At 70.6% G+C, this 23,868-nt stretch carries 27 protein-coding genes; 8 read left to right on the top strand and 19 right to left on the bottom strand.

Features of this window, described 5'->3' with window-relative positions; all coding sequences use genetic code 11:
* The first annotated feature begins 75 nt into the window (after window positions 1-75).
* From OG607_RS27360 to OG607_RS27370, 3 genes are read left to right on the top strand one after another with little or no spacing between them, the layout of a single operon-like run.
* On the top strand, window positions 76-1,104 hold the full coding sequence (locus OG607_RS27360) for an energy-coupling factor ABC transporter permease (protein WP_405728808.1): 1,029 nt from the start codon (window positions 76-78) through the stop codon (window positions 1,102-1,104).
* A gap of 1 nt (window position 1,105) precedes the next feature.
* A complete protein-coding gene (gene cbiQ / locus OG607_RS27365) occupies window positions 1,106-1,876 on the top strand; it encodes a cobalt ECF transporter T component CbiQ (protein WP_405728811.1) in 771 nt (256 codons plus the stop codon).
* Entirely contained in the window at window positions 1,873-2,646 is a 774-nt protein-coding gene (locus OG607_RS27370) for an energy-coupling factor ABC transporter ATP-binding protein (RefSeq protein ID WP_405728814.1), read from the top strand. The genes cbiQ and OG607_RS27370 overlap by 4 nt, the downstream gene beginning before the upstream one ends.
* On the opposite strand, the gene OG607_RS27375 is transcribed toward OG607_RS27370, so the two are convergent.
* The 4 genes from OG607_RS27375 to OG607_RS27390 all read right to left on the bottom strand — a co-directional run bounded on the left by OG607_RS27375 (window position 2,589) and on the right by OG607_RS27390 (window position 8,977).
* Window positions 2,589-3,425, bottom strand: a complete 837-nt coding sequence (locus OG607_RS27375) for an SDR family NAD(P)-dependent oxidoreductase (RefSeq protein WP_405728817.1) — start codon at window positions 3,423-3,425, stop codon at window positions 2,589-2,591. The genes OG607_RS27370 and OG607_RS27375 overlap by 58 nt on opposite strands.
* Window positions 3,418-4,593, bottom strand: coding sequence for a serine hydrolase domain-containing protein (locus OG607_RS27380; RefSeq protein WP_405728820.1), 1,176 nt, complete (start codon window positions 4,591-4,593; stop codon window positions 3,418-3,420). The genes OG607_RS27375 and OG607_RS27380 overlap by 8 nt, the downstream gene beginning before the upstream one ends.
* Window positions 4,594-4,746: 153 nt before the next feature.
* A complete protein-coding gene (locus tag OG607_RS27385; protein WP_405728823.1) occupies window positions 4,747-6,516 on the bottom strand; it encodes a glycoside hydrolase family 6 protein in 1,770 nt (589 codons plus the stop codon).
* 805 nt (window positions 6,517-7,321) lie between these two features.
* Window positions 7,322-8,977 carry an FAD-binding dehydrogenase gene (locus OG607_RS27390; RefSeq protein WP_405728826.1) on the bottom strand — a complete coding sequence of 552 codons (1,656 nt, stop codon included), beginning with the start codon at window positions 8,975-8,977 and terminating at the stop codon, window positions 7,322-7,324.
* 191 nt (window positions 8,978-9,168) lie between these two features.
* Here OG607_RS27390 and OG607_RS27395 point away from each other — a divergent pair, with 191 nt between their 5' ends.
* Window positions 9,169-10,269 (top strand): ATP-grasp domain-containing protein, encoded by a 1,101-nt coding sequence (locus OG607_RS27395; protein ID WP_405728829.1) that lies wholly within the window; start codon window positions 9,169-9,171, stop codon window positions 10,267-10,269.
* A 31-nt stretch (window positions 10,270-10,300) separates the two neighbouring features.
* Here the strand turns inward: OG607_RS27395 and OG607_RS27400 are convergent, their stop codons facing one another.
* Together OG607_RS27400 and OG607_RS27405 are read right to left on the bottom strand one after the other, a co-directional pair.
* A complete protein-coding gene (locus OG607_RS27400) occupies window positions 10,301-11,146 on the bottom strand; it encodes an EamA family transporter (protein ID WP_405728832.1) in 846 nt (281 codons plus the stop codon).
* Between the two features lie 108 nt (window positions 11,147-11,254).
* Complete coding sequence (locus OG607_RS27405; RefSeq protein WP_405728835.1) at window positions 11,255-12,877, bottom strand: penicillin-binding transpeptidase domain-containing protein; 1,623 nt, start codon at window positions 12,875-12,877, stop codon at window positions 11,255-11,257.
* Window positions 12,878-13,039: 162 nt separating this feature from the next.
* Between OG607_RS27405 and OG607_RS27410 the strand changes: the two genes are divergently transcribed.
* The 3 genes from OG607_RS27410 to OG607_RS27420 are packed head-to-tail and all read left to right on the top strand — an operon-like array spanning window position 13,040 to window position 14,662.
* On the top strand, window positions 13,040-13,576 hold the full coding sequence (locus tag OG607_RS27410; RefSeq protein WP_405728838.1) for a GNAT family N-acetyltransferase: 537 nt from the start codon (window positions 13,040-13,042) through the stop codon (window positions 13,574-13,576).
* Complete coding sequence (locus tag OG607_RS27415) at window positions 13,573-14,040, top strand: DinB family protein (RefSeq protein WP_405728841.1); 468 nt, start codon at window positions 13,573-13,575, stop codon at window positions 14,038-14,040. Before OG607_RS27410 ends, OG607_RS27415 begins: the two co-directional genes overlap by 4 nt.
* A gap of 4 nt (window positions 14,041-14,044) precedes the next feature.
* Complete coding sequence (locus OG607_RS27420) at window positions 14,045-14,662, top strand: MBL fold metallo-hydrolase (RefSeq protein ID WP_405728844.1); 618 nt, start codon at window positions 14,045-14,047, stop codon at window positions 14,660-14,662.
* Between the two features lie 7 nt (window positions 14,663-14,669).
* On the opposite strand, the gene OG607_RS27425 is transcribed toward OG607_RS27420, so the two are convergent.
* Window positions 14,670-15,041: a VOC family protein gene (locus OG607_RS27425; RefSeq protein WP_405728847.1), complete on the bottom strand. Its 372-nt coding sequence runs from the start codon at window positions 15,039-15,041 to the stop codon at window positions 14,670-14,672.
* A gap of 86 nt (window positions 15,042-15,127) precedes the next feature.
* Window positions 15,128-15,853, bottom strand: coding sequence for a DUF2625 domain-containing protein (locus OG607_RS27430; RefSeq protein WP_405728850.1), 726 nt, complete (start codon window positions 15,851-15,853; stop codon window positions 15,128-15,130).
* A gap of 459 nt (window positions 15,854-16,312) precedes the next feature.
* Between OG607_RS27430 and OG607_RS27435 the strand changes: the two genes are divergently transcribed.
* The gene (locus tag OG607_RS27435; protein WP_405728853.1) at window positions 16,313-17,026 is read left to right on the top strand and encodes a hypothetical protein; all 714 of its coding nucleotides are present in this window, start codon (window positions 16,313-16,315) and stop codon (window positions 17,024-17,026) included.
* Window positions 17,027-17,090: 64 nt separating this feature from the next.
* On the opposite strand, the gene OG607_RS27440 is transcribed toward OG607_RS27435, so the two are convergent.
* From OG607_RS27440 to OG607_RS27490, 11 genes are all read right to left on the bottom strand, one after another.
* The gene (locus OG607_RS27440) at window positions 17,091-18,356 is read right to left on the bottom strand and encodes a tyrosine-type recombinase/integrase (protein ID WP_405728856.1); all 1,266 of its coding nucleotides are present in this window, start codon (window positions 18,354-18,356) and stop codon (window positions 17,091-17,093) included.
* Window positions 18,357-18,439: 83 nt separating this feature from the next.
* Window positions 18,440-18,667 carry a helix-turn-helix domain-containing protein gene (locus tag OG607_RS27445; RefSeq protein ID WP_405728859.1) on the bottom strand — a complete coding sequence of 76 codons (228 nt, stop codon included), beginning with the start codon at window positions 18,665-18,667 and terminating at the stop codon, window positions 18,440-18,442.
* 311 nt (window positions 18,668-18,978) lie between these two features.
* Entirely contained in the window at window positions 18,979-20,526 is a 1,548-nt protein-coding gene (locus OG607_RS27450) for a YfjI family protein (protein WP_405728862.1), read from the bottom strand.
* The gene (locus OG607_RS27455; RefSeq protein WP_405728865.1) at window positions 20,523-20,846 is read right to left on the bottom strand and encodes a hypothetical protein; all 324 of its coding nucleotides are present in this window, start codon (window positions 20,844-20,846) and stop codon (window positions 20,523-20,525) included. Before OG607_RS27455 ends, OG607_RS27450 begins: the two co-directional genes overlap by 4 nt.
* A complete protein-coding gene (locus tag OG607_RS27460) occupies window positions 20,843-21,712 on the bottom strand; it encodes a bifunctional DNA primase/polymerase (RefSeq protein WP_405728868.1) in 870 nt (289 codons plus the stop codon). The genes OG607_RS27455 and OG607_RS27460 overlap by 4 nt, the downstream gene beginning before the upstream one ends.
* Window positions 21,709-22,440 (bottom strand): DNA methylase, encoded by a 732-nt coding sequence (locus tag OG607_RS27465; protein WP_405728871.1) that lies wholly within the window; start codon window positions 22,438-22,440, stop codon window positions 21,709-21,711. Before OG607_RS27465 ends, OG607_RS27460 begins: the two co-directional genes overlap by 4 nt.
* On the bottom strand, window positions 22,437-22,712 hold the full coding sequence (locus OG607_RS27470; protein ID WP_405728874.1) for a hypothetical protein: 276 nt from the start codon (window positions 22,710-22,712) through the stop codon (window positions 22,437-22,439). Before OG607_RS27470 ends, OG607_RS27465 begins: the two co-directional genes overlap by 4 nt.
* A gap of 14 nt (window positions 22,713-22,726) precedes the next feature.
* The gene (locus OG607_RS27475; protein WP_405728877.1) at window positions 22,727-23,182 is read right to left on the bottom strand and encodes a hypothetical protein; all 456 of its coding nucleotides are present in this window, start codon (window positions 23,180-23,182) and stop codon (window positions 22,727-22,729) included.
* A 19-nt stretch (window positions 23,183-23,201) separates the two neighbouring features.
* Complete coding sequence (locus tag OG607_RS27480) at window positions 23,202-23,438, bottom strand: hypothetical protein (protein ID WP_405728880.1); 237 nt, start codon at window positions 23,436-23,438, stop codon at window positions 23,202-23,204.
* On the bottom strand, window positions 23,435-23,644 hold the full coding sequence (locus OG607_RS27485; protein ID WP_405728883.1) for a hypothetical protein: 210 nt from the start codon (window positions 23,642-23,644) through the stop codon (window positions 23,435-23,437). The genes OG607_RS27480 and OG607_RS27485 overlap by 4 nt, the downstream gene beginning before the upstream one ends.
* On the bottom strand, window positions 23,641-23,835 hold the full coding sequence (locus OG607_RS27490; RefSeq protein WP_405728886.1) for a hypothetical protein: 195 nt from the start codon (window positions 23,833-23,835) through the stop codon (window positions 23,641-23,643). Before OG607_RS27490 ends, OG607_RS27485 begins: the two co-directional genes overlap by 4 nt.
* Window positions 23,836-23,868: the final 33 nt, after the last annotated feature.

Here is a 23,868-nt window from a genome sequence, read left to right on the forward strand (position 1 = left end):
AAGCGCTCTTGCGAACCAATTGCAGGTACGCATTATCATCAGACAGTTCTCCAGGCGCCCGGGAAGGCCGGTTCCATGCACGTACCAGACGGATTCATCGACGTCCCGGTGTCGGCCGGCGCGGGCGTCGTCGCTGCCGCCGCCGTCGCCGTCAGCCTGCGCGGTGCGCGGCGCGAGCTCGACGAGAGGACCGCGCCGCTGGCCGGGCTGGTGGCGGCCTTCATCTTCGCCGTGCAGATGCTCAACTTCCCGGTCGCCGCCGGCACCAGCGGCCACCTGCTGGGCGGGGCGCTGGCCGCGATACTCGTCGGGCCTTATACGGGCGTGCTGTGCGTGTCCGTCGTCCTGCTGATGCAGGGCATCCTCTTCGCGGACGGCGGGCTCACCGCGCTCGGGGTCAACATCACGGACATGGCCGTCGTCACGGTGGTCGTGGCGTACGCCGTCTTCCGGCTGCTGGTGAAGGTGCTGCCGCGCGGCCGTACGTCCATCACGATCGCCTCCTTCGCGGCTGCCGTGCTGTCCGTCCCGGCGGCGGCCGTCGTCTTCACCGGGATCTACGCGCTCGGCGGCACCACCGATGTCGCCATCGGCAAGGTCGCCACGGCCATGGTCGGCGTCCATGTGCTGATCGGCCTGGGCGAGGCCGCCATCACGGCCGCCACGGTCGGCGCGGTCGCCGCAGTCCGCCCGGACCTGGTGTACGGGGCCCGCGGGCCGGCCGAGCCGCTTGTCCTTCGGACGGGGGCGGGGGCTGCTGCGGAGGTGGCGGTCCCGGCGCCCGCCGCGAAGCCCCGGTCCGTGCGGGCCGTCTGGCTCACCGGCATCGCCGCCGCCCTCATGCTGGCGGGCGGGGTCAGCTACTACGCCTCCGGCAGCCCGGACGGCCTCAACAAGGTCGCCATCGACCAGGGCTTCGACTCCGCCGAGACCGGCCACGCCGCCGCCGACTCCCCGCTAGCCGGCTACGAGACCCAGGACGTCGACAACGAGCGCCTCTCCGGCGGTCTGGCTGGCGTCATCGGCGTCGGTTCGACCCTGGCCGTCGGCTCGGGCGTGGTCTGGGCCGTCCGCCGCCGCCGTACGCAGTCGCGGGTGGCCTGACGTGGGCGCCGGGCACGCCCACCGCCTCTACCGGCACGGCCACTCGCCGGTCCATGCGCTGCCGCCGCACTGCAAGCTCGCCGCCGTCCTCGGTTTCGTCGTCATCGTCGTCTCCACCCCGCGCGAGGCGATGTGGGCCTTCGGCGCGTACGCCCTGCTCCTGGCCGCCGTCGCGGCCCTGGCCCGCGTCCCGGCCGGTTTCCTGCTGAAGCGGCTGCTGATCGAGGTGCCGTTCGTGGCCTTCGCGGTGCTGATGCCCTTCGTCGCCCAGGGCCCGCACATCGACTTCCTCGGCCTGTCCCTCAGCCAGTCCGGCCTCTGGGGCGCCTGGAACGTCCTCGCCAAGGGTACCCTCGGCGTCGCCGCCTCCGTACTCCTGGCCGCCACCACCGAGCTGCGCGAGCTGCTGCTCGGGCTGCAACGCCTGCGCATGCCGCCCTTGCTGGTGCAGATCGCGTCCTTCATGATCCGCTACGGCGACGTCATCACCGACGAGATGCGCCGCATGCGCATCGCGCGCGAATCGCGCGGTTACGCCGCACGCGCACGCGGCCTTCGCAGCTGGGGCGTTCTGGCCAAGTCCGCCGGCGCCCTGTTCATCCGCTCCTACGAGCGCGGCGAGCGCGTGCACCTGGCCATGGTCAGCCGTGGCTACGCCGGCTCCATGCCGGTGATCGACGAGGCGACCGCGACCCGCACCCAGTGGTCGTACGCGGCCGCACTCCCTGCGGCGGCCCTGGCCGTCTGCCTGACCGGATGGACCCTGGCATGACCGACACGCCCTCCCTCGACGTACGCGGTCTCGCCTACGCCTACCCCGACGGCCACCAGGCCCTGTTCGGCGTCGACCTCACCGTCGCCCGCGGCGAGCGCGTCGCCCTGCTCGGCCCCAACGGCGCGGGGAAGACCACGCTCGTCCTGCACCTCAACGGCATCCTCACCGGCGGCCTCGGCTCCGTCACCGTCGGCGGGCTGCCCGTCGAGAAGCGCAACCTCGCCGAGATCCGGCGCCGCGTCGGCATCGTCTTCCAGGACCCCGACGACCAGCTTTTCATGCCCACCGTCCGCGAGGACGTGGCCTTCGGCCCGGCGGCGGCCGGTCTGCGCGGCCCCGAGCTGGAGTCCCGCGTCCACGAGGCCCTCGACCAGGTCGGCATGGCCGGCTTCGCCGGCCGGCCCCCGCACCACCTGTCCTTCGGCCAGCGCCGCCGCGTCGCCGTCGCCACGGTCCTCGCGATGCGCCCGGAGATCCTCGTCCTCGACGAGCCCTCCTCCAACCTCGACCCCGCCTCGCGCCGCGAACTCGCCGACATCCTGCGCTCGCTGGACATCACCGTCCTGATGGTCACCCACGACCTGCCGTACGCCCTGGAGCTGTGCCCCCGCTCCCTCATCCTCAGCGACGGCGTCCTCGCCGCCGACGGCCCGACCCGCGAACTCCTCGCCGACGACGTCCTGCTGCGCGCGCACCGCCTGGAGCTGCCCTACGGCTTCGCGGTGCCGTCGCTGCCGTCGCTGCCGTCGCTGCCGTCCGGCGTCTGACGGAAGCCGTGGAAGCTGATCAGGATCCCGCCGTCCACCGGCAGCGTGACGCCCGTGATCCAAGCGGCATCCGCCGACGCCAGGAAGGTCACCGCCCCCGCAATATCCTCCGGCTCCCCGACCCGCCCCATCGGATACACCGCCGCCAGCCGGTCCAGGTCCTCCTCCCGGCCTGACCACGCCGGTGTGCGGATCGTGCCCGGCGCGACCAGGTTCACCCGCACCCCGCGCTGCGCCGCATGGGCGGCGAGGGTGCGCGTCAGGCTCGCCAGACCGGCCTTCGCCGCGCTGTACGCGTGATTGCCGAAGCTGATCTCCCCGTTCACCGACCCGATGTTGACGACCGAGCCCCGGCCGCCGGCCTCCGCCAGGTGCGGCATCGCCGCCCGCGCACACCGCATCGCCCCGGTCAGCGTCACCTCGATGTCCTCGTACCAGGTGTCGTCCGGCTGCTCCTCGAACCGTGGGGTGTCCAGGTGGCACGCGTATGCGTTGTTCACCAGCACATCGAGCCGGCCGAAGCGTCCGGCCGCGTACGCCACCGCCGCCTCCACCGCCGCCCGGTCCGTCACGTCGCACGCCAGCGCCTCGGCGCTGCCGCCCGCCTCCCGGATCGCGTCCGCCACCGCCTGCGCGCGGCCGGCCTCCCGGTCGGTGACCAGGACCCCGGCGCCCTCGGCCGCGAAACGGCGGGCCGTGGCGGCGCCGATGCCCTGGCCGGCGCCGGTGACGAGGACGGCGTAGCCGTCGAAGCGGGCGCCCGGCCGGGGCTCAGACACAGGCCCGCACCGCCCGGACCAGCGCCTGGGCCCGCGGATCCGCCGTGACATTGCGCTGCATGCCATTGGTCACGTACCCGAAGCCGATGCCTGCCTCCGGGTCGGCGAAGGCCAGCGAGCCGCCGCGGCCGGGGTGGCCGAAGGAGCCGGGGGCGAGGAAGGGCGAGGCGGGACCGTGGAGCATGTAGCCCAGGCCGAAGCGGGTGTTGACGATCAGGACCCGGTCGGGGCCGTCGGATTCGAGGGTGCGGGCGGCGGTGAGGGTGGCGGGGGCGAAGAGCTTGCGTCCGCCGTCCTCGACGTCACCGATCAGGGCGGCGTAGAAGCGGGCGAGGGAGCGGGCGGTGGCGATGCCGGCGGAGGCGGGGAGTTCGGCGGCGCGGTAGGCGGGGTCGTTCTCGTCGGGGGCGGGCTGGATGGCGCCGAAGGCGCGCCGGGTGAGGGTGCCGGGGTCGGCGTAGGCCTCGGTGACGGCGCGCTTGGGGCGGGCCTTGAGCCCGTGGCCGTCCGGCGCGGGCGGCGGCTCGACCGGGGCGAGGCGGCCGACGCGCGGCGCCTGCTCCGGCGGGAGGCCGACCCACAGGTCCAGGCCCAGCGGACGGGCGATCTCCTGCTCCACGTAGCGGCCGATGCTGCGCCCGGTCGCCCGCAGCACGAGTTCGCCGAGCAGCCAGCTGTACGTCATGGCGTGGTACCCGTGCCCGCCCGCCGGTCCCGGCTCCCACCACGGGGTCTGCGCGGCCAGCGCGCGGGGCCCGCTCACCCCGTCCATCGCCTGCGCGGTGGTCAGCGGGGTGTCCAGGGCCGGCACGGCGGCGCGGTGCGCGAGCGCGTCCCGTACGGTGACCCGCTCCTTGCCGCGCGCCTTGAACTCCGGCCAGTACGTGCCGACCGTGGCGTCCAGATCCAGCTGCCCGCGCTGGTGCAGGAGCAGCAGGCACGCCGCCGCCACGCCCTTCGTCGCGGAGCGGACGACCTGGGCGGTGTCCCGCTCCCATTCCTCTGTGCCCTCCGGGTCCGTCAGCCCCGCCCACAGGTCCACCACCTTGCGGCCGTCCCGGTACAGGGCCACCGCCGCGCCCCGCTCGCCCCGCGCCTGGAAGTTGCGCGCGAATGCCTCCCCGACCGGCTCGAAGCCGCCCTCCACCGTTCCGTGGACGTCCACCATGTCCCCGTACTCCCGCCCTCGCCGACTCCCTCCATGGTGCACCGGTTCCCCGGGGAGCCGGGGGCGGGGGCTGTGACAGTCGCGTAAAAGCAGGTGCGGCACCCCGGGCCAGGGTGCCGCACCCGCTACGTACACCGACTGCCGCCTACACGCTTACAGCGCCGGGTACGCGTTCTTCAGCAGCTCCTGGAACTGGGCGGAGAACCAGTGCCCGGAGAGCGGGGCGTTCGGCAGCGCGCCCGACAGGCTGTTGCCGTTGCGGGCGTTGCCGGTGTACGTCGGGTCGCACATCCGGTCGAAGCCCTTGCCCTCGTCATTGGCGATGGCGCTGCTGGAGCCGTCCGACTCACCCGGCGGCTTCGCCCACACGTACGCGTCGATCCCGGCGGCCGGAGCCGCCTTCGGGCGCTCGCCGAGTCCCGCCCCGGACTGGTTGCACCAGTTGCCGAGGTGGATCCGGCGGTCGGTGCGGCCACCGTCCACGTAGGCGTCCACGCTGGTGGTCGGGCCGGCGGCGGTGGGCCGCGCGGTGCCGCCCCAGCCGTTGCGGGAGGTGTCGATCAGCATGCCGATATTGGAGTTGAATCCGGCGGTGATGAGCTGCTGGCGGAACGCCTGGGCGTAGGACTGCTCATCGACGTAGCGGTTGTAGTCCACCCACTTGGACAGCCGGACCGAGGTGCCGTTCACGGTGTCGTTGATCGTGAAGTACGGCTCGGTCAGCGCGCCGTAGTTGGCGGTGTTGGAGATGAAACCGGTGACGTCGTTGACGGTCGCGCCGGAGGCGTTGGCGGTCTGGTAGAGCAGGGCCGCCGCCGGGGCGAAGTTGTCGTCCCAGCCGAGCCAGCCGTGGTGGCCGACGTCCAGGTAGTTGTAGACGTTGGAGATCGCGCCCAGCTTGGCGAGGGCGTACCCGACGCCGTTCACGTAGTTGCCGTTCGCCTTCATCGTGTCGCAGGCGGGCACGTCCGTCGGCCGGCCGGCGATATTGGTGACCAGGTTCGGGATCGAGTCGATCTCGATGACGGTCACGATGCGCAGCGACGCGTACTTCGAGTCCGCCAGGATCGCCGCGATCGGGTCGATGAACTCGCTCTTGTACCGCGGCAGTTCCGTCGGCCCCAGCTCACCGTTCGACGCGAGCGCCGCGCAGTCCCGGCCCGGCAGGTCGTACACGACCAGCTGCACGACCTCGTCCTTGCCCGCCACCTTCTGCGCCAGTGCGGCGTCCAGGTGGGCACGCAGGCCCATCCCGCCGCTCACACCGTTGATCGCGGCGATCCGGTCCAGCCAGACCGCTGTCGGCTGGTTCGATATCGCGCTCCCGCCCGGCTCGGCGGCGGCCTTCGCCGACCACTCCGGGTTCACGTAGACATTCGCCCCCGCGTACGGGTTGTCGGCCTTCGTGGTGGTGGGCGGCGTCGTCGTGGGGGTGGCGGTGGGCGTTGTCGTCGGTGTCGTCGTGGGTGTCGTCGTCGGTGTCGACGTGGCTCCGCCGCCGTTGCATGCCACGCCGTTGAGAGTGAACGCCGTCGGCGAGGTGTTCGTGCCGCTGTACGACGCGTTGAACCCGAAGTTCGCAGCCCCGCCGGTCGCCAGCGCCCCGTTCCACGACAGGTTCTTCGCGGACACCGCCGCGCCGGACTGCGTCAGATCCGTACTCCAGTAGTTGGTGACCGTCTGCCCGCTGCCGAACGACCACTTCAGCTCCCACGACGTCACCGCGGGGCCGGTGTTCGTCACCGTCACCGCGGCCGTGAAGCCGGTGTTCCACTGGTTCTGCACCGTATACGCCACCGTGCATCCCGGATCCGCGGCCGAGGCCGTCCCGGTGAACGCGGCGCCTGCGCCGGCCGCGACGGCCAGCATCGCCCCAACGGCTAATGCGGCTGTTCGGCGGCGTGGTGGGGGAGCGTTTCTCATGTCCTTGCCTCCGTGCGGTGAAGGGAGTTGTGCCGGAGTGCGTCGTTCAGTTACATGCCCTTAATGATGGGAGCGCTCCCATGGTTAAGGTGTGTCTCGCCCATGTCAATGCCTTACGCACGACGTGCGTGCGCCGCGGGGCGGTGCCGTGTTTGGAGGGCGCCGTTGCGTTGCCCTCGGCCGTGGTTGCTGGTTCCGTCCTCAAGCGCCGGACGGGCTGGGTTGGCCGGTGTGCGCCTGCCGTTGTGGTCTGGTCGGGGCCGCCTGCCGGGACTGCGTCCTCAGCGCTCGCGACTTGGGTCGACCCGATTCGTGCCCGGGATCCTCGCTCGTCGCTTCCGGGCGCATCCCTCCACCGTCCCCTTCGGCCTGCTCGCGGCCACCGGCCGGTGGGGGTACAGGTCCTCAAGCCCGGACGGGCTGAAGATTGCCCTTCCGGTCGGGCGGGGGTGGTGGAGGGGTTCTCCCGCAGGCGACGAGCGAGGGCCCCTATCCTCCTGCGCGGTCCTCGCGGGCGCTTCGCTGGCTTCGGACCGCTGCGCCGGCCTCCGGCCGCCGACCCGGGGGCACCGCCCACCTCCCCTTGGGCCGGGCGGGGGCGGTGGAGGGGTTCTCCCGCAGGCGACGAGCGAGGATCCCGGGTAGGGACTGGGTCGACCAGAGTCGCGAGCGCCGAGGAGAGAGACCCCGGCAGGCGCCCCCGACCCCACGGCCAACCCAGCCCGTCCGGCGATTGAGGACGGAACCAGCAACCCCGACCAACGGCACCGATTGAGGACGGACCGCCAGCCATGGCAGACGGCACCTACGCGGTAGCCCGGGCCGCCGCCCGCCCGGCCGTCCGGCCGGAGAAGATGCAGCCACCCAAGAACGTGCCCTCAAGGGACCGGTAGCCGTGGACGCCCCCACCGCCGAAGCCGGCCGCTTCGCCGGCGGCGTACACGCCGGAGAGGGGCTCGCCGTCGGCGCGCAGTACGCGGCCGTCGAGGTCGGTCTCGAGCCCGCCCAGGGACTTCCGGGTGAGGATGTTGAGCCGTACGGCGATGAGCGGCCCCGCCTTGGGGTCGAGGATGCGGTGCGGGGAGGCGGTGCGGATCAGCTTGTCGCCGAGGTAGTTGCGGGCGCCGCGGATGGCCGTGACCTGGAGGTCCTTGGTGAAGGGGTTGGCGATCTCACGGTCGCGGGCCTCGATCTCGCGCCGGAGGTCGGCCTCGTCGATGAGCCCGTCCTTGGTGAGCGCGTTCATGCCGCGCACCAAGGCAGCGAGGTCCTTCTCCACGACGAAGTCGACGCCGTGCTGCTTGAAGGCCTCGACGGGCCCGGGCGCGCCGGGCAGGGCGCGCTTGAGCACCTCGCGCACGCTCTTTCCCGTGAGGTCCGGATTCTGCTCGGAGCCGGAGAGCGCGAACTCCTTCTCGATGATCTTCTGGGTGAGCACGAACCATGTGTATTCGTGCCCGGTCCCCATGATGTGCTCCAGCGTGCCGAGCGTGTCGAAGCCGGGGAAGTTCGGGACGGGCAGCCGCTTGCCGGTGGCGTCGAGCCAGAGGGAGGAAGGCCCGGGGAGGATGCGGATGCCGTGCTTGGCCCAGATGGGGTTCCAGTTCTCGATGCCCTCGGTGTAGTGCCACATGCGGTCGCGGTTGATGTGATGCGCGCCGGCGGACTCGGCGATGCCGAGCATCAGGCCGTCCACATGAGCCGGGACGCCGGAGAGCAGCTTCTCCGGCGGGGTGCCGAGGCGGGCGGGCCAGTTGGCGCGTACGAGGTCGTGGTTGCCGCCGATGCCGCCGGAGGTGATGACGACGGCCTGGGCGGAGAGCGCGAAGTCGCCGGCCACCTCGCGCGAGCTGCCCTCGCCGCGCGCGGCGGAACTGGGCACGAGGACCTCGCCGGAGACCCCGGTGACCGTGCCGTCGGTGGTGGTCAACGCAGTGACCCGGTGGCGGAAGCGCAGTTCGACCCGGCCCCGGGCGACGGCCTCGCGTACGCGGCGTTCGAAGGGGGCGACGACGCCGGGGCCGGTGCCCCAGGTGACGTGGAAGCGGGGGACGGAGTTGCCGGGGCCGGTGGCGAGGAAGCCGCCGCGCTCGGCCCAGCCGACGACGGGGAAGAAGCGGACGCCCTGCGCGTGCAGCCAGCTCCGCTTCTCGCCGGCGGCGAAGTCGACGTAGGCCTCGGCCCATTGGCGGGGCCAGTTGTCCTCGTCGCGGTCGAAGCCGGCGGTGCCGAGCCAGTCCTGGAGGGCGAGGTCGCGGCTGTCCTTGATGCGCATGCGGCGCTGTTCCGGCGAGTCGACGAGGAAGAGGCCGCCGAAGGACCAGAAGGCCTGTCCGCCGAGGGAGGCCTCGGGCTCCTGGTCGAGCAGGATCACCTTCCGGCCCGCGTCGGCCAGCTCGGCCGTAGCGACCAGTCCGGCCAGTCCGCCTCCGACGACGATGACGTCCGCGTCCAGCGCCATGGGGGTGCCGCCCTTCTCACTCCGACGTGTGTGGGGGAACGCTACGCTACCGGCCGGTAAGCAGGCGAGTGGTGAGAGCGGACAAGAGCGGGACAAGAGCCGGGGGAGAAGGAAACGGGGCTTCCCCAGCGCTCCCACGGTTGAAACGTCACCGCAATGCGATACGGCTAACATCCGCTTTACATCTGATCATGCTCTGGGGACGAGGGGAGCTCGCGATCGCCATTCGCATTTGGCTCAGCAGCGCAGGAGTGGCCACCACCGAGGTAATGCGGATGCTGCGCAACAACCCGGAAGCAGCACCCGTTCGCACCTACGCTTCCAACGTGGACGCCTCGGCGCCCGCGCTGATGGCCGCCGACGTCGGCGCCGTCGAGCCACGCCACGTCAGCAACGACGCCTACGCCGAGTTCGCCCTCGACTTCGCCCGCCGGCATTCCATCGACGTCCTGATCCCGCCCCGGCGCCTGGACGCCCTCGCCCCCCACGCCGAGGACTTCGCCGCCATCGGCACCAAGCTGATGTGCTCCCCGCCCGCCTCCATCGCCACCCTGACCAGCAAGAACCGTGCGTACGAAGCCGCCCGCGAGGCCGGCATCCCGGTTCCCGAGTGGCGGGTCGTCCGCGACGCGGCCGGGCTGCGTGCTGCCGTCGGCGAGATCACCGCCAATGGCGACACCGCCTGCATCAAGCCCGCCGGGGAGTACTCCGCGTTCGGGTTCCGCATCCTCGACGACAGCCCGCTCAACATCAAGGACCTGCTGGCCCCGCCCCGTCCGGTCGCCTCCGTCGCCGCCGTCGCGGACGCGCTGACCCGCGCGGCGGACGAGGGCGAGCACGTCCCCAAGCTCATCGTCATGCCCTATCTGACCGGCCCCGAGGTCAGCGTCGACTGCCTCTCCACCCCCGGCGGCACCCTCCTCACCGGCATCGCCCGCGCCAAGCAGGGCCGTTACCGCATCGTCCTGGACGACCCGACGTACGTCGACATCGCCCGCGACGTCGTCGGCCACTTCGGGCTGTCCTACCTCTCCAACGTCCAACTCCGGCACTGGAACGGCAGACCGGTGCTCCTGGAAGCCAACCCCAGGCCCTCCGCCGGGATCTTCCAGACCGCCTACACCGGCGTCAACCTCCCCTGGGCGGCGGTGCGTCTGCTGCTCTCCGGCTCCACCGGGGCCCTGGCCGAGCCCTGGCTCGGCGGGCGGGTCGCGGTCACCGAGAGCGCGTTCGAGGTCGTGGAACGGGCCCCGCTGTCGGTGGTCGCGGACATCGAGGAGAGCGTGGCGTAGGTAGCAGGGGCTGATGTTGCACGGGAGGCGCTCATCCTCCGTGCAACATCAGCCCGATCCCCGCCACCACCAGCGCCGCCGCGACGACCCGCGGTGCCCCGAACCGCTCCTTGAACAGCACCGCCCCGATCACCGCCCCCGCGATGATCGAGGTCTCCCGCAGCGCCGCCACCGGCGCCAGCTCGGCCCGCGTCTGCGCCCACAGCACCAGCCCGTACGCGAACACCGACAGCACGCCGCCCAGCAGCCCCCGTACCGCCACCGGCCGCAGCTGTGCCCCCAGTTGGCGTCCTCGCACCGCGAACGCGCCCGCCGGGAGCAGCACGCCCATGATCAGCAGCAGCCAGGCCGTGTACCCGAGCGACGTCCCCGACGCCCGTACGCCCACCCCGTCCACCACCGTGTACGCCGCGATCGTCAGCCCCGTGCCCACCGCGGCCAGCACGGCGAGCCCCTGTCCCTGGCTGCCGCGCATCCCCCACAGCGCGACGCCGCCCAGCCCCGCCGAGGCGACGACCACCCCGGCCGTCTGCCACGACCCCGGCACCTCGCCGACGAAGACGGCGGCCAGGACGGTCACCACCAGGGGCGCGATGCCGCGCGCGATCGGGTAGACCTGGCCGAAGTCGCCCAGCCGGAACGACTGCATCAGCAGGCACATGTAGGCGATGTGGATCGCCACCGAGCCGATCAGATACGGCCACGCCTCCGCCGCCGGCAGCGGTGCGAAGCAGGCCAGCAGCAGCCCGCAGAGCATGCCGCCGGTCTCGACGAGCGTGAAGGCGACGAGCTGGTCCTTGATGCCGTGCGCGATGGCGTTCCAGCCGGCATGGGTGACCGCTGCGACCAGTACGGCGCAGGCTATGAGCGGCGTCACGCGGCGCCGCGCTGTCCGGGGATCGGGGAGAACGCGCGTACGGCCATGATCCCGACGCTATCGACCGGGACCATGGCCACGCCAACGACTTACGGAGTACGCCGACGGCTACGAGGCCTTCAGGATCGCTGCCACGATCGGCCCCGCCGAGTCCACGCCGTGCCCGCCCTGCTGGACGACGCCCGCCGCCGCCACGTCGTCGCGGTACGCGGTGAGCCAGCCGTTGGGCTTGTCCTGGCCGCCGACCTCCGCCGAGCCGGTCTTGGCGCCGACGTACGTCCCGTGGACGCCGCGCATCGCGGGCGCCGCCGTGCCGCTGGTGGCGGTGAGGTGCATCATCGTGCGCAACTGCTGTGCGGCGGTGGCGTTCAGAGGGCGCGAGGACTTCGCGATCGTGCCCTCGATCAGATCGGGGTCGACGATCACCGGCTGGTGGAAGTAGCCGGTCCGGGCGGTCGCGGCGATGGACGCCATGTTGAGCGGGTTCATCTCGATCTTCCCCTGCCCGATCATCTCCGCGGCCTTCTCGTCCCCGCTGCCGCCCGGGACGCTGCCGTCGAAGGTCGAGACGCCGGTGTTCCACTCGGGGCCGATGCCGAAGACGTCGCGGGCCTCGGTGGTGAGGGCGGAGTCGCTGATCCGGCCGGTGAGGGAGATGAAGGCGGTGTTGCAGGACGAGGCGAAGTCACCGGCGAAGGTCGCCTGCAGGTTCGAGGTGTGCTCCGAGTTGTGGAAGATCTGGCCCTGGTCGTAGTTGGTCGTCGCCGGGCACGCCAGTGGCTCGCTGGGACTGGCGAGGCCTTTCTCCAGCAGCGTCGAGGCCGTGATGATCTTCATGGTCGAGCCCGGTGCGAGCTGCCCCTGCAGGGCCGTGTTGAAGCCGGTCGGCGGGTTGTTGGCGATGGCCAGGATCTTGCCCGTACTGGCCTGGAGCGCCACCGCCGAGGACTGGGAGCGTGTCTTGACCGCCTTCTCCGCCGCCGCCTGGATGCCCGAGTCCAAGGTGGTGCGGAGCTTGGCGCCCTTGCTCTTGGTCATGAAGTGCAGGGTCTTGCCGGCGTCGCTGCTGCCGTTGTTGGGGTTGATCCAGGTCTCGATGCCCGGCGTGCCGCCGAGTTTGGCCCCGTAACGGGTCTGCAGCTGCCTGAAAACATCGGTCAGGGACGGGAAGTCGTCCGGGTCCATGCTCTTCCCGTCGCGGTCGAGGATGTTCAGGGTCGGGGTCTGGCCCTGCCCCGTCTCCAGATATTCGCCCTCCGTCAGCTCCGGGTGGACCACCGACGCCTTCCAGTCGACGAGCGCGCGCCCGGTCGTCAGCCCCCGGGTCACCGTCAGTGCCGAGTCGTACGTCCAGGTGGACTTCTTGCCCTGGTAGGACAGCGTCGCCGTCACCTCGAACGGCACCTTGCGGCCCACCGGCGTGCCCGGCGTCAGCTTCACCGCCGACACGAGGGTCCTGGTCTGGTAGTCGTTCAGCGCGGTGGTGGCCACCACCGCGCTGTTCGTCAGCTGGGCCGCCTTCGTCAGCTGCCCCGTGGCCCAGTCCGCCAGGAACTCCTTCGCGGTGTCCCGTACCTCCGTCGCCGTCGGAGGCCCGGTCGCTATGGGCTTCGCGGCGGATGTGCTGCTCCCGGTCAGGCCGTTGTAGAGGTTGTACGCCCCGTATCCCGCCGTCCCCACCATCGCGGCGAACACCCCGCCCACGATCCCCGTCTTCACTCCGCGGCGCATGGCACCGATCCCCTCCCCGTGATCCACGCCCACTATTTGAACGTGTTCAAAACTCTGTGACGTAAGCGCACTCTATACACACTGGCAACGCACAGGGTGTCGAAGACGCAAAAACGAAATCTCGGTTGAGCCATCAGTCCCGTCCTCGTACCGTCCCCTTCCATGCGCCTTCGCCACGAGCAGCCCGCCGACCACGACGCCGTACGCGACGTCCACCTGCGCGCCTTCGGCGAACACGACCACGGCCCCGTGGTCGCCCGCCTCGTCGACGACCTCCGGGCCGAGGCCACGCTCTCCCTCGTCGCCGAGGACCCCGACTCCGGCCGGATCCTGGGCAGCGTGATGTTCACCCCCGCCCTCCTGGACGCCCCGCTTCGTCTTCTGGACGTCCAGGTCCTCAGCCCGCTGGCCGTCGCCCCCGCGCACCAGCGGCAGGGCATCGGCCAGGCCCTGGTCCGCGAGGGCCTCCGGCTCCTGACCGAGCGCCAGGTCCCCCTGGTCTTCCTGGAGGGCGACCCCGGCTACTACCCCCGCCTCGGCTTCACCCCGGGCGGCGATCACGGCTTCCGCAAGCCCTCGCTGCGCATCCCCGACGCCGCCTTCCAGGTCGTCAGGCTGCCCGCGTACGAACCCTGGATGACCGGCACCCTCGTCTACTCCCGGACCTTCTGGCAGCACGACTGCGTAGGCCTGCGATGACCTCCGGGCCCGGCTCCGGCTGGCAGACCCTCACCCTGGCCCTCTTCCGCCGCATCCGCGCCGACCTGGCCGAATCCCTCACCCCAGACGCGGCCTGGCTCGCCTGGCACATCGCCCGAGGCCAGGACCGCAACCTCTCCGAACTGACCGCCCGCCCCCAACTCTGGCTCTCCGCCGGCTGGGCCGCCCGCTTCCACCGCGCCCCCGACCCCTCCGACACCGGCTACGGCCACACCCCGGCCCAGGCCGCCGCCTTCCGCGCGCCCTCTCTCGATCTCCTCCTCGCCTACCAGGCCGCCACCCACGAACTGGCAGAGCACTACCTGCTGTCGGCCTCCGACCACGACCTCACCCGTCCCGTAGTCAGCCCCACCCTCGGCAACACCCACACCGTCGAGGAACGCCTCACCGCCCTCATCCGCGAGGGCTTCGCCCACACCGGCCAGATGGCTCTCGTAAAATGATCAGATGCGTCTGACGAAGTACGGCCATGCCTGCGTCCGCCTCGAAGACGGCGACCGGGTGCTCGTCATCGACCCGGGCACCTACTCCGAACCGGAATCGCTGTCCGGCGCCACCGCCGTCCTCATCACCCACGAGCACGCCGACCACATCGACGTCGACAACCTCAAAGCGGCCCGTGCCGGCAACCCCGCCCTCACCGTCCACACCCACCCCGCCCTCGCCGCCACCCTCGGCGACGGCGTGATCCCCGTCGCCCCCGGCGACACCTTCACCGCCGCCGGCTTCTCCGTCCGCGCCGTCGGCGGCGCCCACGCCGACATCATCGACGGCCTCCCCGGCTGCCCCAACATCGGCTTCATCGTCGACGGCCTCTACCACCCCGGCGACTCCCTCTTCGTCCCCGCCGAGCCCGTCGACACCCTCCTGGTCCCCGCCTCCGGCCCCTGGCTCAAGCTCGGCGAGGCCATCGAGTTCACCCGTGCCGTCAAACCCGCCCGCGCCTTCCCCATCCACGACGCCATGCTCAGCGACCTCGGCCTCCACGGCTTCGACCGCTGGCTCGACATGAAGGGCGGCACCGACTACGCCCGCATCCCCCTGGGCGAGTCGGTCGAGGTCTAGTACGCCTCTACCCGATGAGGGTTTCCTTCGGGCGGACCACGCAGAACTCGTTCCCCTCCGGATCGGCCAGCACGGTCCACGACTCGCTGCCGCTCTGCCCGACGTCCGCCCTGCGGGCTCCAAGCGCGAGGATGCGCTCGATCTCGGCCTCCCGGTCCTCCGCCGAGGACGTCAGATCGAGGTGCAGACGGTTCTTGACGACCTTACGGTCCGTCACCGGCATGAAGCAGATGCCCACCGGCGCGGTCTCCTCCGGCCCGATCACGACCTCCCGCTCCCGCTCGGACAGGATCCGCCAGCTCAGCACCTCAGCCCAGAACCGGGCCAGGGCGGGCAGGTCGTGGGCGTCGATGACGATGTGGTGCAGCGAGACGGGCATGTCGGCCAGTGTGCCCGGAATTTGGACTACCGGGGGGGGGGACTCGGCGGCTCAGAGGGGCAGTTCAGCGGCACCGGACGACTGCCTTACACGTCGCCGAGGAACCCCGGATCGGCTGGGCCCATCTGCCGGGCGAAATCGGCGGCGACCCCGAGGACCTCGCGCATCGGCACGGCCCGCCGGCTCGTGGCCGCGAGATCAGCGTGGGCCTCCTTGGACCACAGGAACGGATACACGGAGATCCCCTGCGAGAAGGCAAGGGCCGCAGCCTCCTCACGCCAGCCGTGCCAGCGCAGCCCGTCGTAGAACGTCTCCAGACGGCCGGACAGCAGCCAGGAGACCCACACAGAATGGCCCATGTCCATCGCCTCCCAAGTCAGTGTGTCGGGAGCGAAGTAGATCATCTGCCCTGGGACACCGGGACGGTCCGCCGCCGCGGGATCATGACCGTTCAACGCGAATACCCCGCCGAGCACGTCCTGGCCGACGACGAGGCCCGTAGCGGGATGCCAGGCGGGATCGAAGGTAGCGGGGAACCGATTGACCTGGGCCAGGCTCGGCAGGCCGCCACTCGCGTCTGAGCCACCGCCGAACACTCGCACCCACCCGTTGTCCAGGACCAGGCCGCCGCTGTTCAGAGCCAGGCCACCGAGCATCGATCGCGCGGTGACCTGCATCTGCAGCAGACATCGGCGGCCCCCCTCGGGGTCGGCAGGCAGTACGTGCACAGGCACGGCGCTTGACGCGACCGCCTCCTGTAGTACCGGCCAAGCCGGATCGTCCACATTGGTCAGCTCGTCGATCTCCCGCATCTGAGGATGATCGCAGCTCCTCCCCGGGCGCCTGCGGCGGGCCCGGAGGCCCGCCGTAGTCGTGGTCGAACCCCTGCTAGATCCAGCTGTCCAGCCACATCCGGGACTGCCATGACGTGTACGGAATCGTCATGCCCGTGTACAGCGGGAAGAAGTAGATGAAGTACCGAATAACTGACGATCTAGCCTCCTGACCTGCAACGACACGCTTTGCGCTCGACTCCGCCGCGACCCTGGGCCGTCTGTGGGCCTAGGGACCGCACACCTTCGGGCCCCTTGAGCCGGCTGGCGCCACGAGGCTGTGGGGCCAGGCCACTCCGGAGCGAAGCCTCAGCCAGCGCAACCTAGCGCTTCCATACGAACTCCTGGGTTGTTGCTTAGCCCCGCCGCCGCGGCGGGTACATGTACCGGTGCGTGGGACGGCGCAGCGATCTGCCTGGGCTAAAGAGGGGACGCTAGGTGAACTCAGAAACTGCGGCTTCGGCTGTCGCTCCAATTCTTGGTGGCCTCCTTGTTGTGGTGACAACGTTCTTTGCGACTCGCAAGAAGGTGCGTGTTGAGGTGCTTAAACTTGAAGCGGATATTGATAAGACGCGTGCGGAAATCACACAGATATTGGCGAGTGTTGATGGACCTGGTCAAGCCGATGACCAGGCCGAAAATCTGCCGTGGGGATGGTATGTTTTCGGATCTCGTTCTGAGTGTTATCGCTACAAGATAGATGCTGTTGTGTTGTATCGAGGATGTGTGAGTGCTCAGATTTACGCGCTTCCAAATGCTCCTGGCTACGGGTCTCTAGCTCAAAGCTTCCAGGCTGGTGAGTACTTGGGTGAGAGGGTGGAGTTTTCGGCTGCCCTAAAAGTGGATGGTGTGGTTAGGGCGGCAGGATTGTTCTTGCGTGTCGACGATCTCTCTCGGAAATCTGTAGAGTTCGACGACATGCATGGCAGGGACGTCTCTGGAACTCAAGACTGGGAGGTCTGTAAGGTTGTCCTCGATGTTCCCGCGCAAGGTGCTACGGTGAGTTTTGGATTCTTTCTGCATGGTGAGGGTCGCGTTTGGATGAGTCGCGCGGCAATTCGAATCGTCGACCACGATGTTCCCGTTACCGGGCGAGGTAGGGATTTTCCCCTGCATCCTGTAAATCTGGGACTGGTAGAAGAGCGCAACTGATCAGCGCGTATTGTATCCTCTGCAGAATTTTAGAGGTCCGGCCGGATTTCCCGGCCGGGCCGCCTCATGTAGTTGTTGGCCTATCGGAACTGTCTTGCGCCTGGCTGATGTTGTAAAAGACGCTGTCTACCGCCTTGCGGGTGCGGCCCTCACTGCTGGGCATCAGGTGCGTGTACACCCGTAGCGTGAACCCGGGGTCGCTGTGCCCAAGGTATGTGCTCAGAGCCCGGATGCTCTCGCCCGCATCCAGCAACACCGAGGCGTAGAAGTGTCTGAGGGCGTGCATCCCGTGCTCACGGGCGGACGCGTGCCGCTCGCCCGGCTCGGGCGCCGGGATGAGCGCTGCGGAGACGAGTGCGCGCTTCCACAGGTGGTCGTCGAAGTGGCTCGCCCGCACGCTGTCTCCGGTGCGCCCCGTGAAGATGAGTTTCCTCGTGACCGGCGGCCCGTCTGGCTTGAGCCAGGGAAGCGTGACCTCGACTGGGGGGAAGCCCTCCATGTGCTTGCGCAGGGCAGCGCCCACGGCACCGGACAGTGGCACGTCGCGAGTCTTCCCGCGCTTCGGAGGGGCGAAGACGAACTTGCCCCGCACGCGCTTGACTTGCACCCGCACGGCCAGCCAACCGCTGTTGAAGTCGACTTCATCGACTGGTAGCCCGAAGATCTCGCCTTGCCGCAGGCCGCATCCGCCGCCAACGTCCACCATCGCCCGAAACCGCTCAGGCAGTGCGGTCCGCACGGCGAATACCTGCTCCGGGGTCCAAGGGACCACCCGGTTCGGGTCGGGCTGGGGGCCCCGCACCGACCGGGCGAGGCAGGGATTACGAGGGATGAGCGTGTCATCGACGGCGGCGCTGAAGATGGCGGAGACGAGACCAAAGATGATCCTGCGGTAGGAAGCGGCGGGAACCGCGCTGGCCAGTTCGCTCAGCCACGTCCGGATGTGGCCCGGCTGAAAGGACGCGACCGGCCGTGTCCCGATGTACGGGAAAGCGTGCAACCTCAGGCGGCGCTCTGCCGCGTCGTGGCCGTTGATGTCGGTCGTGTGACTGGCAAGCCACTTTTCCGCGTACTGCCGGAAGGTGACTCGGCCGGCGCGCGGGTCGATGTACGAGCCGCGCGACATGTCCGCCGCGATCTGCGTCAGCCACTGTTCGGCGAGGCGCTTCTGCCGGTCGGGGAAGGACTTATTCTTCTCGGTGCCGTCAGGGCCTGCGTACCGGGCGCGGTAGCGCATGCCGGTGCCGTATCGGTCGCTCTTCACCCGATGCGGCTTGCCATCGGGTCCGTTCTCGGTCCTGTACCAGCGGTCTTGGATGTGGCCGGCCATGTGGTGGGTGGTCCCTTCTTAGAGACGACGGAGGGAGGGCCACGGGGTGGCCCTCCCTCGGGTAGTGCGGGGCGTGGTGGTGGTCAGCGGGCGGTGTCGGCGGCCATGCGTTCGGCGGTGTAGCGCTGAACGGCGGCGGGGTCGTAGCGGATGTGTTTGCCGATGCGGAATCCGGGCGGGCCGGTGCGCTTCCTGCGCCACTGGTAGACGGTCTCTTTGGGCACGTCGAAGAGTTCGGCGATGTCGTCGGGGGTGAGGTAGCGGTCGGGGAGTCCAGCCCGGAGTGTGGCTATGGCGGGAGGGGTTGCCATGCGGCTCTCCTTGAGCGGTGGCGGGAGTGCTCGGGGTGCGGAAACCCCCTGTGGCACTGACAGAACTGACAGAACCTCGCCGCTAGCGCTCTGACCTGTGGTTATGACCGTTTCGAAGATCATGACAAAACCTCGAAAAACTCTGACAGAACCTCCGGACGCCGGGTTGTGTCCTGGCGGCCGGTTGTGGGGTCGGAGGTTCTGTCAGAGTTTCCGGAGGTATTGTCACAACCGCGATCATGAACGTTTCCGCAGCTCAGAGCGCTAAGCGGGGGGTTCTGTCAGTTCTGTCAGCGGATTGGGGGTTTCCGTCAGGCGGCGCGGGGCGGGGTGAGGCGGGGGTGGGTGTCGTAGCGGGGGGAGGGTGGCCGGCCGCCGCGTCCGCTGCGCGGGGGCGGGGGCTGTTGGCGGATCCAGCCGTGTTCTTCCAGCAGGGCCAGGGCGGGGTCCAGGTCGGTCATGGCGGGGAAGTCGCCCCGGGACAGCACCCGGAACAGCTCCCGCTTGGTGAACGCCGCCGTGGGGTTCTCCCGCAGATGGGTCAGCAGGGTGTGGGCGGCGTCCTGCGCGGGGTCAGCGCCCATGGCGTCGAAGACGGTGCGGGCGTGGGCGGTGAAGTAGTCCCCGAGCTGGGTGGCGGCGGCCATGGTGGCGGCGGCGATGGGCAGGGTCCAGCCGGTGTCCGGGTGGGTGGCCAGGTGGAGCAGTCCGGCGATGCGGGCCACCGCGCCGTCGCGTTTGCTGGCCCACTTCACGATCGGGTGGAGGCTTCCGCCCTTGCCGATGCGGGCTTCGGTGGTGCGCTGGTAGGCCAGCATGACGGCGTCGGCTTCGGGGGTGAGGGTGAGGACGGCGGGGTCGGTCCAGTCGGCCAGGGCCAGGGTGAGGCCGGCGAGGTGGTGGGTGTAGGCGGTGGCGACGGGTTCGGGGATGAGGTCGGGGGTGAGGTTGCGGCGGCCGACCAGGGAGGCGGGTTTGGAGTACAGGAAGCGGGCCAGGAGCCCGCGGCCGTCGGCTCCGTCGACACGGCCGATGGAGTCCAGGACGTCGGGTTGGATGGCTAGGCCCATGGTGACGGCGGGTGCTTCGATGTGCTGGGGGTCGCGGCCCATGCGGTTGACGCGGACCATGTCGCCAGCGTGGCCCTTGAGGAAGATCCCGAGGTTGGGCTTGCCGCTGTAGCGGCCGGCGATGATGTCGAAGATGTCACCCTCGGCGGACAGCACCGCGACCCGGCCGCGCTGCTCGTACAGCAGAGTGCCCAGGCTTTCGGGGGTGACGTCGTCGGTGACGAGCTGGGGGCGGGCGGGGACCGTGTATTCGTCGGCGGTCTGGGCGAGGCTGATGGCTTCGGCGGTGTACTGGTCGCGCTTGTCGGGTTCGGCGTTGGCGGCCTTGGCGGCGGCCTTGTCAGCGGCGGCCTTGGCCAAACGTGCCGTCGTCTCGGCCTCGGCCCGCAGCGGGCCGGACAGTTCCACCAGGGTGCGCTCCGCGGCGAGCAGGGGGCGGACCATGAGGGCGAACACCGCGGACTTGCGGTTGCCGGGTTCCAGGGCCACGGCGGTGTAGAGGTTGACCGGCTCGCGCCAACTCCCCCGCACACACACGGTGGCACGGCCGCCGGCGGCGGTGGCGACCACCGCCAGGGCCAGGCACCCGGCCAGGTCCACGGGGGTCTGTGTCTCTTCGGCGACGGCCGCCACCATGCCACCCAGCCATGCGGGCAGGGCGTCCACGGGGAAGGTGGGGAGTTCCCGGCGGGCGTTGAGGGGGACGGGCTCGTCCCACACAGGCCCGGTGATGTCCTCGGCGGTCAGGTGGTCGAACCCGGCCCACAGGTCGTTGTCCGGTGTGGTCATGCGGCCTTGCTCCCTTCCTGCGGATGCAACAGCGGGCAGGCGTCGCGGTGCTGCTTGTGCTGCTCGATGAGCTGCTGGACGGCGGCGCGGCCGATCGCGGTGCGGTCCCAGCCGCACCGGCACCACGACCGCCCCGACGGCGTGACGCTCCAGGACGGCGGCGCGACGATGTGCAACCACGCCACGGGCGTACGGCCGTCGCCGGCCTGCGGGTCAGGGCGAACCGCTGAAAGGACGCCCTGACGGGCGGCGTCTTTCGCGCCCACGGCCGTGCGGGGTGCGGCCGGTGTAGCGTCCTGCGGGACCGGCGAGGGGGTCATGCCGCCCTCCCCGTGCCGATGCCCAGACCGTTGGCGACAGCCCGTTCCGCGTACGCCTCGGGGACACCGACCAAGACGGCGGCGGCGATGATCTGCTGCCCAAGGGCGTCCAGGCCGCAAGGTCCGGGGCACTGTGCGTGCTGCTTGGCCAGGAATTGAGCGACCCCGAATGCCTGCGAGCCGGCACCGGAATCGGTGCGCGAGCGCACCAGGGCCACACCCCGTTCCAGGCCGGTGCGCACGTACCGCTCGGTGTGCCGGCACCCGGTGGCCACGGCCGCATCCCATGTGGCGCGCTCGGGGACGGAAGAGACCACCCTCCCCGGGGCGGGGGTGGTCTCTTCCCCTGCGACCAGGGCCAGGACGGCAGACGGCAGACGCGCCATGGCGCCGGCGCCGGGCCCGAGCCAACGGGCGTAGGCCATACGCGACTTGATGTCCACGCCAGGCCGCACCGCGTTGGCCGACCGCATCGCCCCCAGGTAAAGCCAGTGCTCCCCGCGGGTGGTGAGCACCGTCCTGGTGGGCGGCAGGCTCGTACGCGCCCACGCAACGGCCTGTGCGTCGTCCAGGTCCACGACGGTCAGTCCGGCTCCTGCGGGGTGGTAGGCGACCGCTCGGGCCTCCCGCCACGCCACAGCCCACGCGCGGGAGGTGAGCGTCCTGGCGTCGGTTGTGGCAGCCGCCCAGCCGTGGCACACAGCCGGGCAACGGCACGCTCCCGCGCGCTTCATGTTCGGGCGCCCGCCACAGGCGCCGCCGGCACAGGCGCGGCAGTTCCCGAACGGCACTTTCCCCTCGCGCAGCGGCAGCACCGGCACGCCCCCGGTTGCCAACTCCAAGGCGGTCCGCAGGTGGCCCTTCATGCCGCCACCGCCACATCGTGGCGAGCCAGGAAGGCGCGGCCGATCCATTCGGTGTAGGCGGGTGGGATGGCTTCGGTGAGTTCTTCGCGCACGTCGGTCCACGTGATGCCCATGGCCTGCTGCATCTCGGGAACGGTGGCTTTGCCGCCTCCGGACCCGTAGGCGGCGACGTAAGGGCCGTCGAAGTACTCGCCGTGCCGCCAACCGCGCACCCGCCCCCGGTGCTTGGGATGCACTGGCCGGGGCGCAGTCCAGCCGCCCAACTCGAAGTTGCGGTGCCGCACCACAGCGAGCCCGAACATCTCGCCGCACAGGGTGATGTCCTTGCGGACCTTGGCGCGCCCGTTGGGCTGCTCGATGACGTACGGCAGGCCGGTCGCGTCCAGCAGCTCACGGGTGGGGGCGACAAGGTCGTTGTGGGTGCCGCCCCAGCCGTTGGCGGCGTTGGTGCCCACAGTGAGCGCGCACCCAGCCTGGCACGGCGGCGAGGCGTGCACGAACGCGTACCGGCGAATCTCGCCGGACGCGATGAGGCTGGCGAGGTATTCGAGGGCGTCGCCCTGGTGGAACCGGAAGGGGTAGCGGGGCCGGTCGACGACGTCGACGCCGTCCACGTCGAACCCGGCCCACTCGAAGCCGGCCCCGGCACCGCCGGAGCAGCAGAACAGATCCAGCACACGCGGCCGGGGAAGGTGTCGCCGGAAGGCGCCGGGCAGAAGTTTGTTCATGCCGCGCTCGCTGCTTGTGCGAGTGCGGCGAGGGTGGCGCGCAGCCCCTCTGTGGTGACCGGCGGCGGGGTGGGCACGTCGTTGAGTTCGCGCCGAACGGCGAGGCGAAGGGCGTACGACATCAGCGGGTCCATGCGGTAGTCGCTCTGCCAGAGCCGGCCGTTGCTGTCGCGGCTGATCACCGTGAGGCCCGCAGTGCCGTCGGGCTGGGCGGTCAGCCAGAACATGGTCATGGTGTCGGTGTGCGTGACCGCCGGGTTGGGGTGGGTCATGCTGGAGACCTCCATCAGGTCTGTTGAGGACTGGAGACCGGGGCGGCCTGCGGACTTTGGCGAGACGGCAGGTCGCCCCGGGCGGAGCTCTGGTGCTGGTGCCAGGTGGCGTATTCCTGGCGGACGTAGGGCCGGTGGCAGGGCTCCCACTGCGGGGAGCTGGGGCCGACGGGTCCGGTGCCGGTGCCGTGCTCGCTGTCGTATTGGGCGAGGGCGGCGGCGGCCGTGGCGGCGAGGCTGATGGCGGCGGTGGCGGGCGGGTAGTCGGCGGCTTCCTGCAGGGCGATGCGGTCCAGCAGCGCGGCCTTGCGCAGCCGCTGTTCCCGGACGGCCTGCGGGGTGTGTCCGCCGGGGCGGGCGAGCTGCCCGGACAGGATCAGTACTTCGCTGATCTCGCCGATGATGGGCGGTGCGTCGGTGTACGCCGCTTCGGCGGCCGGGGCGTTGGTGTCGGTGTCGGGGTTGGTCAACGTGCTTCTCCTGTCGGGATCAGGCGGCGCGGTTGCGGGAGCGCAGGGGGATGACGGGGGCCAGGCCGGACTCCGGTGCGGGCAGGGGCTCTCCGCCGTCGGTGGGCGGGGTGGCGGTGCCGGCGTGGTGGGCGGCGAGGGCGGCGAGGGTGTCGGTGGTGGCCTTGCGGGTGCGGTACATCGCGACCGCCAGGGCGGGGGCGACCACGGCGGCGGGCGCGCCCAGGACGGCGGCGGCGATCAGGTCGGCGTTCACGGGGTGGCCTCCGGGCTGAGGAGTTGGGCGAGGGTGCCGCCCAGGGCGGCGAGGCGCTGTTCGATGGCCTGCCAGGAGTCGGCGTCGATGCTCATGAGGCCGTAGATGGCGGCGGTGGTGTCGCCGCGCTGGTGGGCGGCGAGGGCGTCGCGCAGTTCGCCGGCGGCCATGAGCGTGATCCGCCCGGCGGGGTGGGGCCCGGTCATGAGGTGAGGTCGGACAGGGCCGTGATGCAGGCGGCGGTGAGTTCGCGCACGGGTCCGGCGGCGCCGGTGGAGGCGAGGAAGAAGCCGAACATCACTGCGACGAACGCGGTGCCGCAGCCGAGCGCCTTGAACTTGATGAGCAGGGCGAGGAAGACGCCGAACAGGAAGACGAGCGAGACGGTGATGAGCACGACGGAACTCCTGACGGGGTGGTCGGTGCGGGA

The sequence above is a fragment of the Streptomyces sp. NBC_01537 genome (assembly GCF_045040445.1).
Classification (GTDB): Bacteria; Actinomycetota; Actinomycetes; order Streptomycetales; family Streptomycetaceae; genus Actinacidiphila.

What these genes read in the sequence shown, in the direction of transcription:
- OG607_RS27460 (WP_405728868.1), bottom strand. Translation starts at nt 21,712, where the DNA reads ATGAAGGGCCACCTGCGGACCGCCTTGGAGTTGGCAACCGGGGGCGTG.
- OG607_RS27380 (WP_405728820.1), bottom strand. Translation starts at nt 4,593, where the DNA reads ATGGTGGACGTCCACGGAACGGTGGAGGGCGGCTTCGAGCCGGTCGGG.
- OG607_RS27410 (WP_405728838.1), top strand. Translation starts at nt 13,040, where the DNA reads ATGCGCCTTCGCCACGAGCAGCCCGCCGACCACGACGCCGTACGCGAC.
- OG607_RS27420 (WP_405728844.1), top strand. Translation starts at nt 14,045, where the DNA reads ATGCGTCTGACGAAGTACGGCCATGCCTGCGTCCGCCTCGAAGACGGC.
- OG607_RS27485 (WP_405728883.1), bottom strand. Translation starts at nt 23,644, where the DNA reads ATGACCGGGCCCCACCCCGCCGGGCGGATCACGCTCATGGCCGCCGGC.
- OG607_RS27390 (WP_405728826.1), bottom strand. Translation starts at nt 8,977, where the DNA reads ATGGCGCTGGACGCGGACGTCATCGTCGTCGGAGGCGGACTGGCCGGA.
- OG607_RS27360 (WP_405728808.1), top strand. Translation starts at nt 76, where the DNA reads ATGCACGTACCAGACGGATTCATCGACGTCCCGGTGTCGGCCGGCGCG.
- OG607_RS27405 (WP_405728835.1), bottom strand. Translation starts at nt 12,877, where the DNA reads ATGCGCCGCGGAGTGAAGACGGGGATCGTGGGCGGGGTGTTCGCCGCG.
- OG607_RS27395 (WP_405728829.1), top strand. Translation starts at nt 9,169, where the DNA reads ATGCTCTGGGGACGAGGGGAGCTCGCGATCGCCATTCGCATTTGGCTC.
- OG607_RS27440 (WP_405728856.1), bottom strand. Translation starts at nt 18,356, where the DNA reads ATGGCCGGCCACATCCAAGACCGCTGGTACAGGACCGAGAACGGACCC.
- OG607_RS27430 (WP_405728850.1), bottom strand. Translation starts at nt 15,853, where the DNA reads ATGCGGGAGATCGACGAGCTGACCAATGTGGACGATCCGGCTTGGCCG.
- OG607_RS27370 (WP_405728814.1), top strand. Translation starts at nt 1,873, where the DNA reads ATGACCGACACGCCCTCCCTCGACGTACGCGGTCTCGCCTACGCCTAC.
- OG607_RS27385 (WP_405728823.1), bottom strand. Translation starts at nt 6,516, where the DNA reads ATGAGAAACGCTCCCCCACCACGCCGCCGAACAGCCGCATTAGCCGTT.
- OG607_RS27465 (WP_405728871.1), bottom strand. Translation starts at nt 22,440, where the DNA reads ATGAACAAACTTCTGCCCGGCGCCTTCCGGCGACACCTTCCCCGGCCG.
- OG607_RS27415 (WP_405728841.1), top strand. Translation starts at nt 13,573, where the DNA reads ATGACCTCCGGGCCCGGCTCCGGCTGGCAGACCCTCACCCTGGCCCTC.
- OG607_RS27425 (WP_405728847.1), bottom strand. Translation starts at nt 15,041, where the DNA reads ATGCCCGTCTCGCTGCACCACATCGTCATCGACGCCCACGACCTGCCC.
- OG607_RS27470 (WP_405728874.1), bottom strand. Translation starts at nt 22,712, where the DNA reads ATGACCCACCCCAACCCGGCGGTCACGCACACCGACACCATGACCATG.
- OG607_RS27445 (WP_405728859.1), bottom strand. Translation starts at nt 18,667, where the DNA reads ATGGCAACCCCTCCCGCCATAGCCACACTCCGGGCTGGACTCCCCGAC.
- OG607_RS27450 (WP_405728862.1), bottom strand. Translation starts at nt 20,526, where the DNA reads ATGACCACACCGGACAACGACCTGTGGGCCGGGTTCGACCACCTGACC.
- OG607_RS27455 (WP_405728865.1), bottom strand. Translation starts at nt 20,846, where the DNA reads ATGACCCCCTCGCCGGTCCCGCAGGACGCTACACCGGCCGCACCCCGC.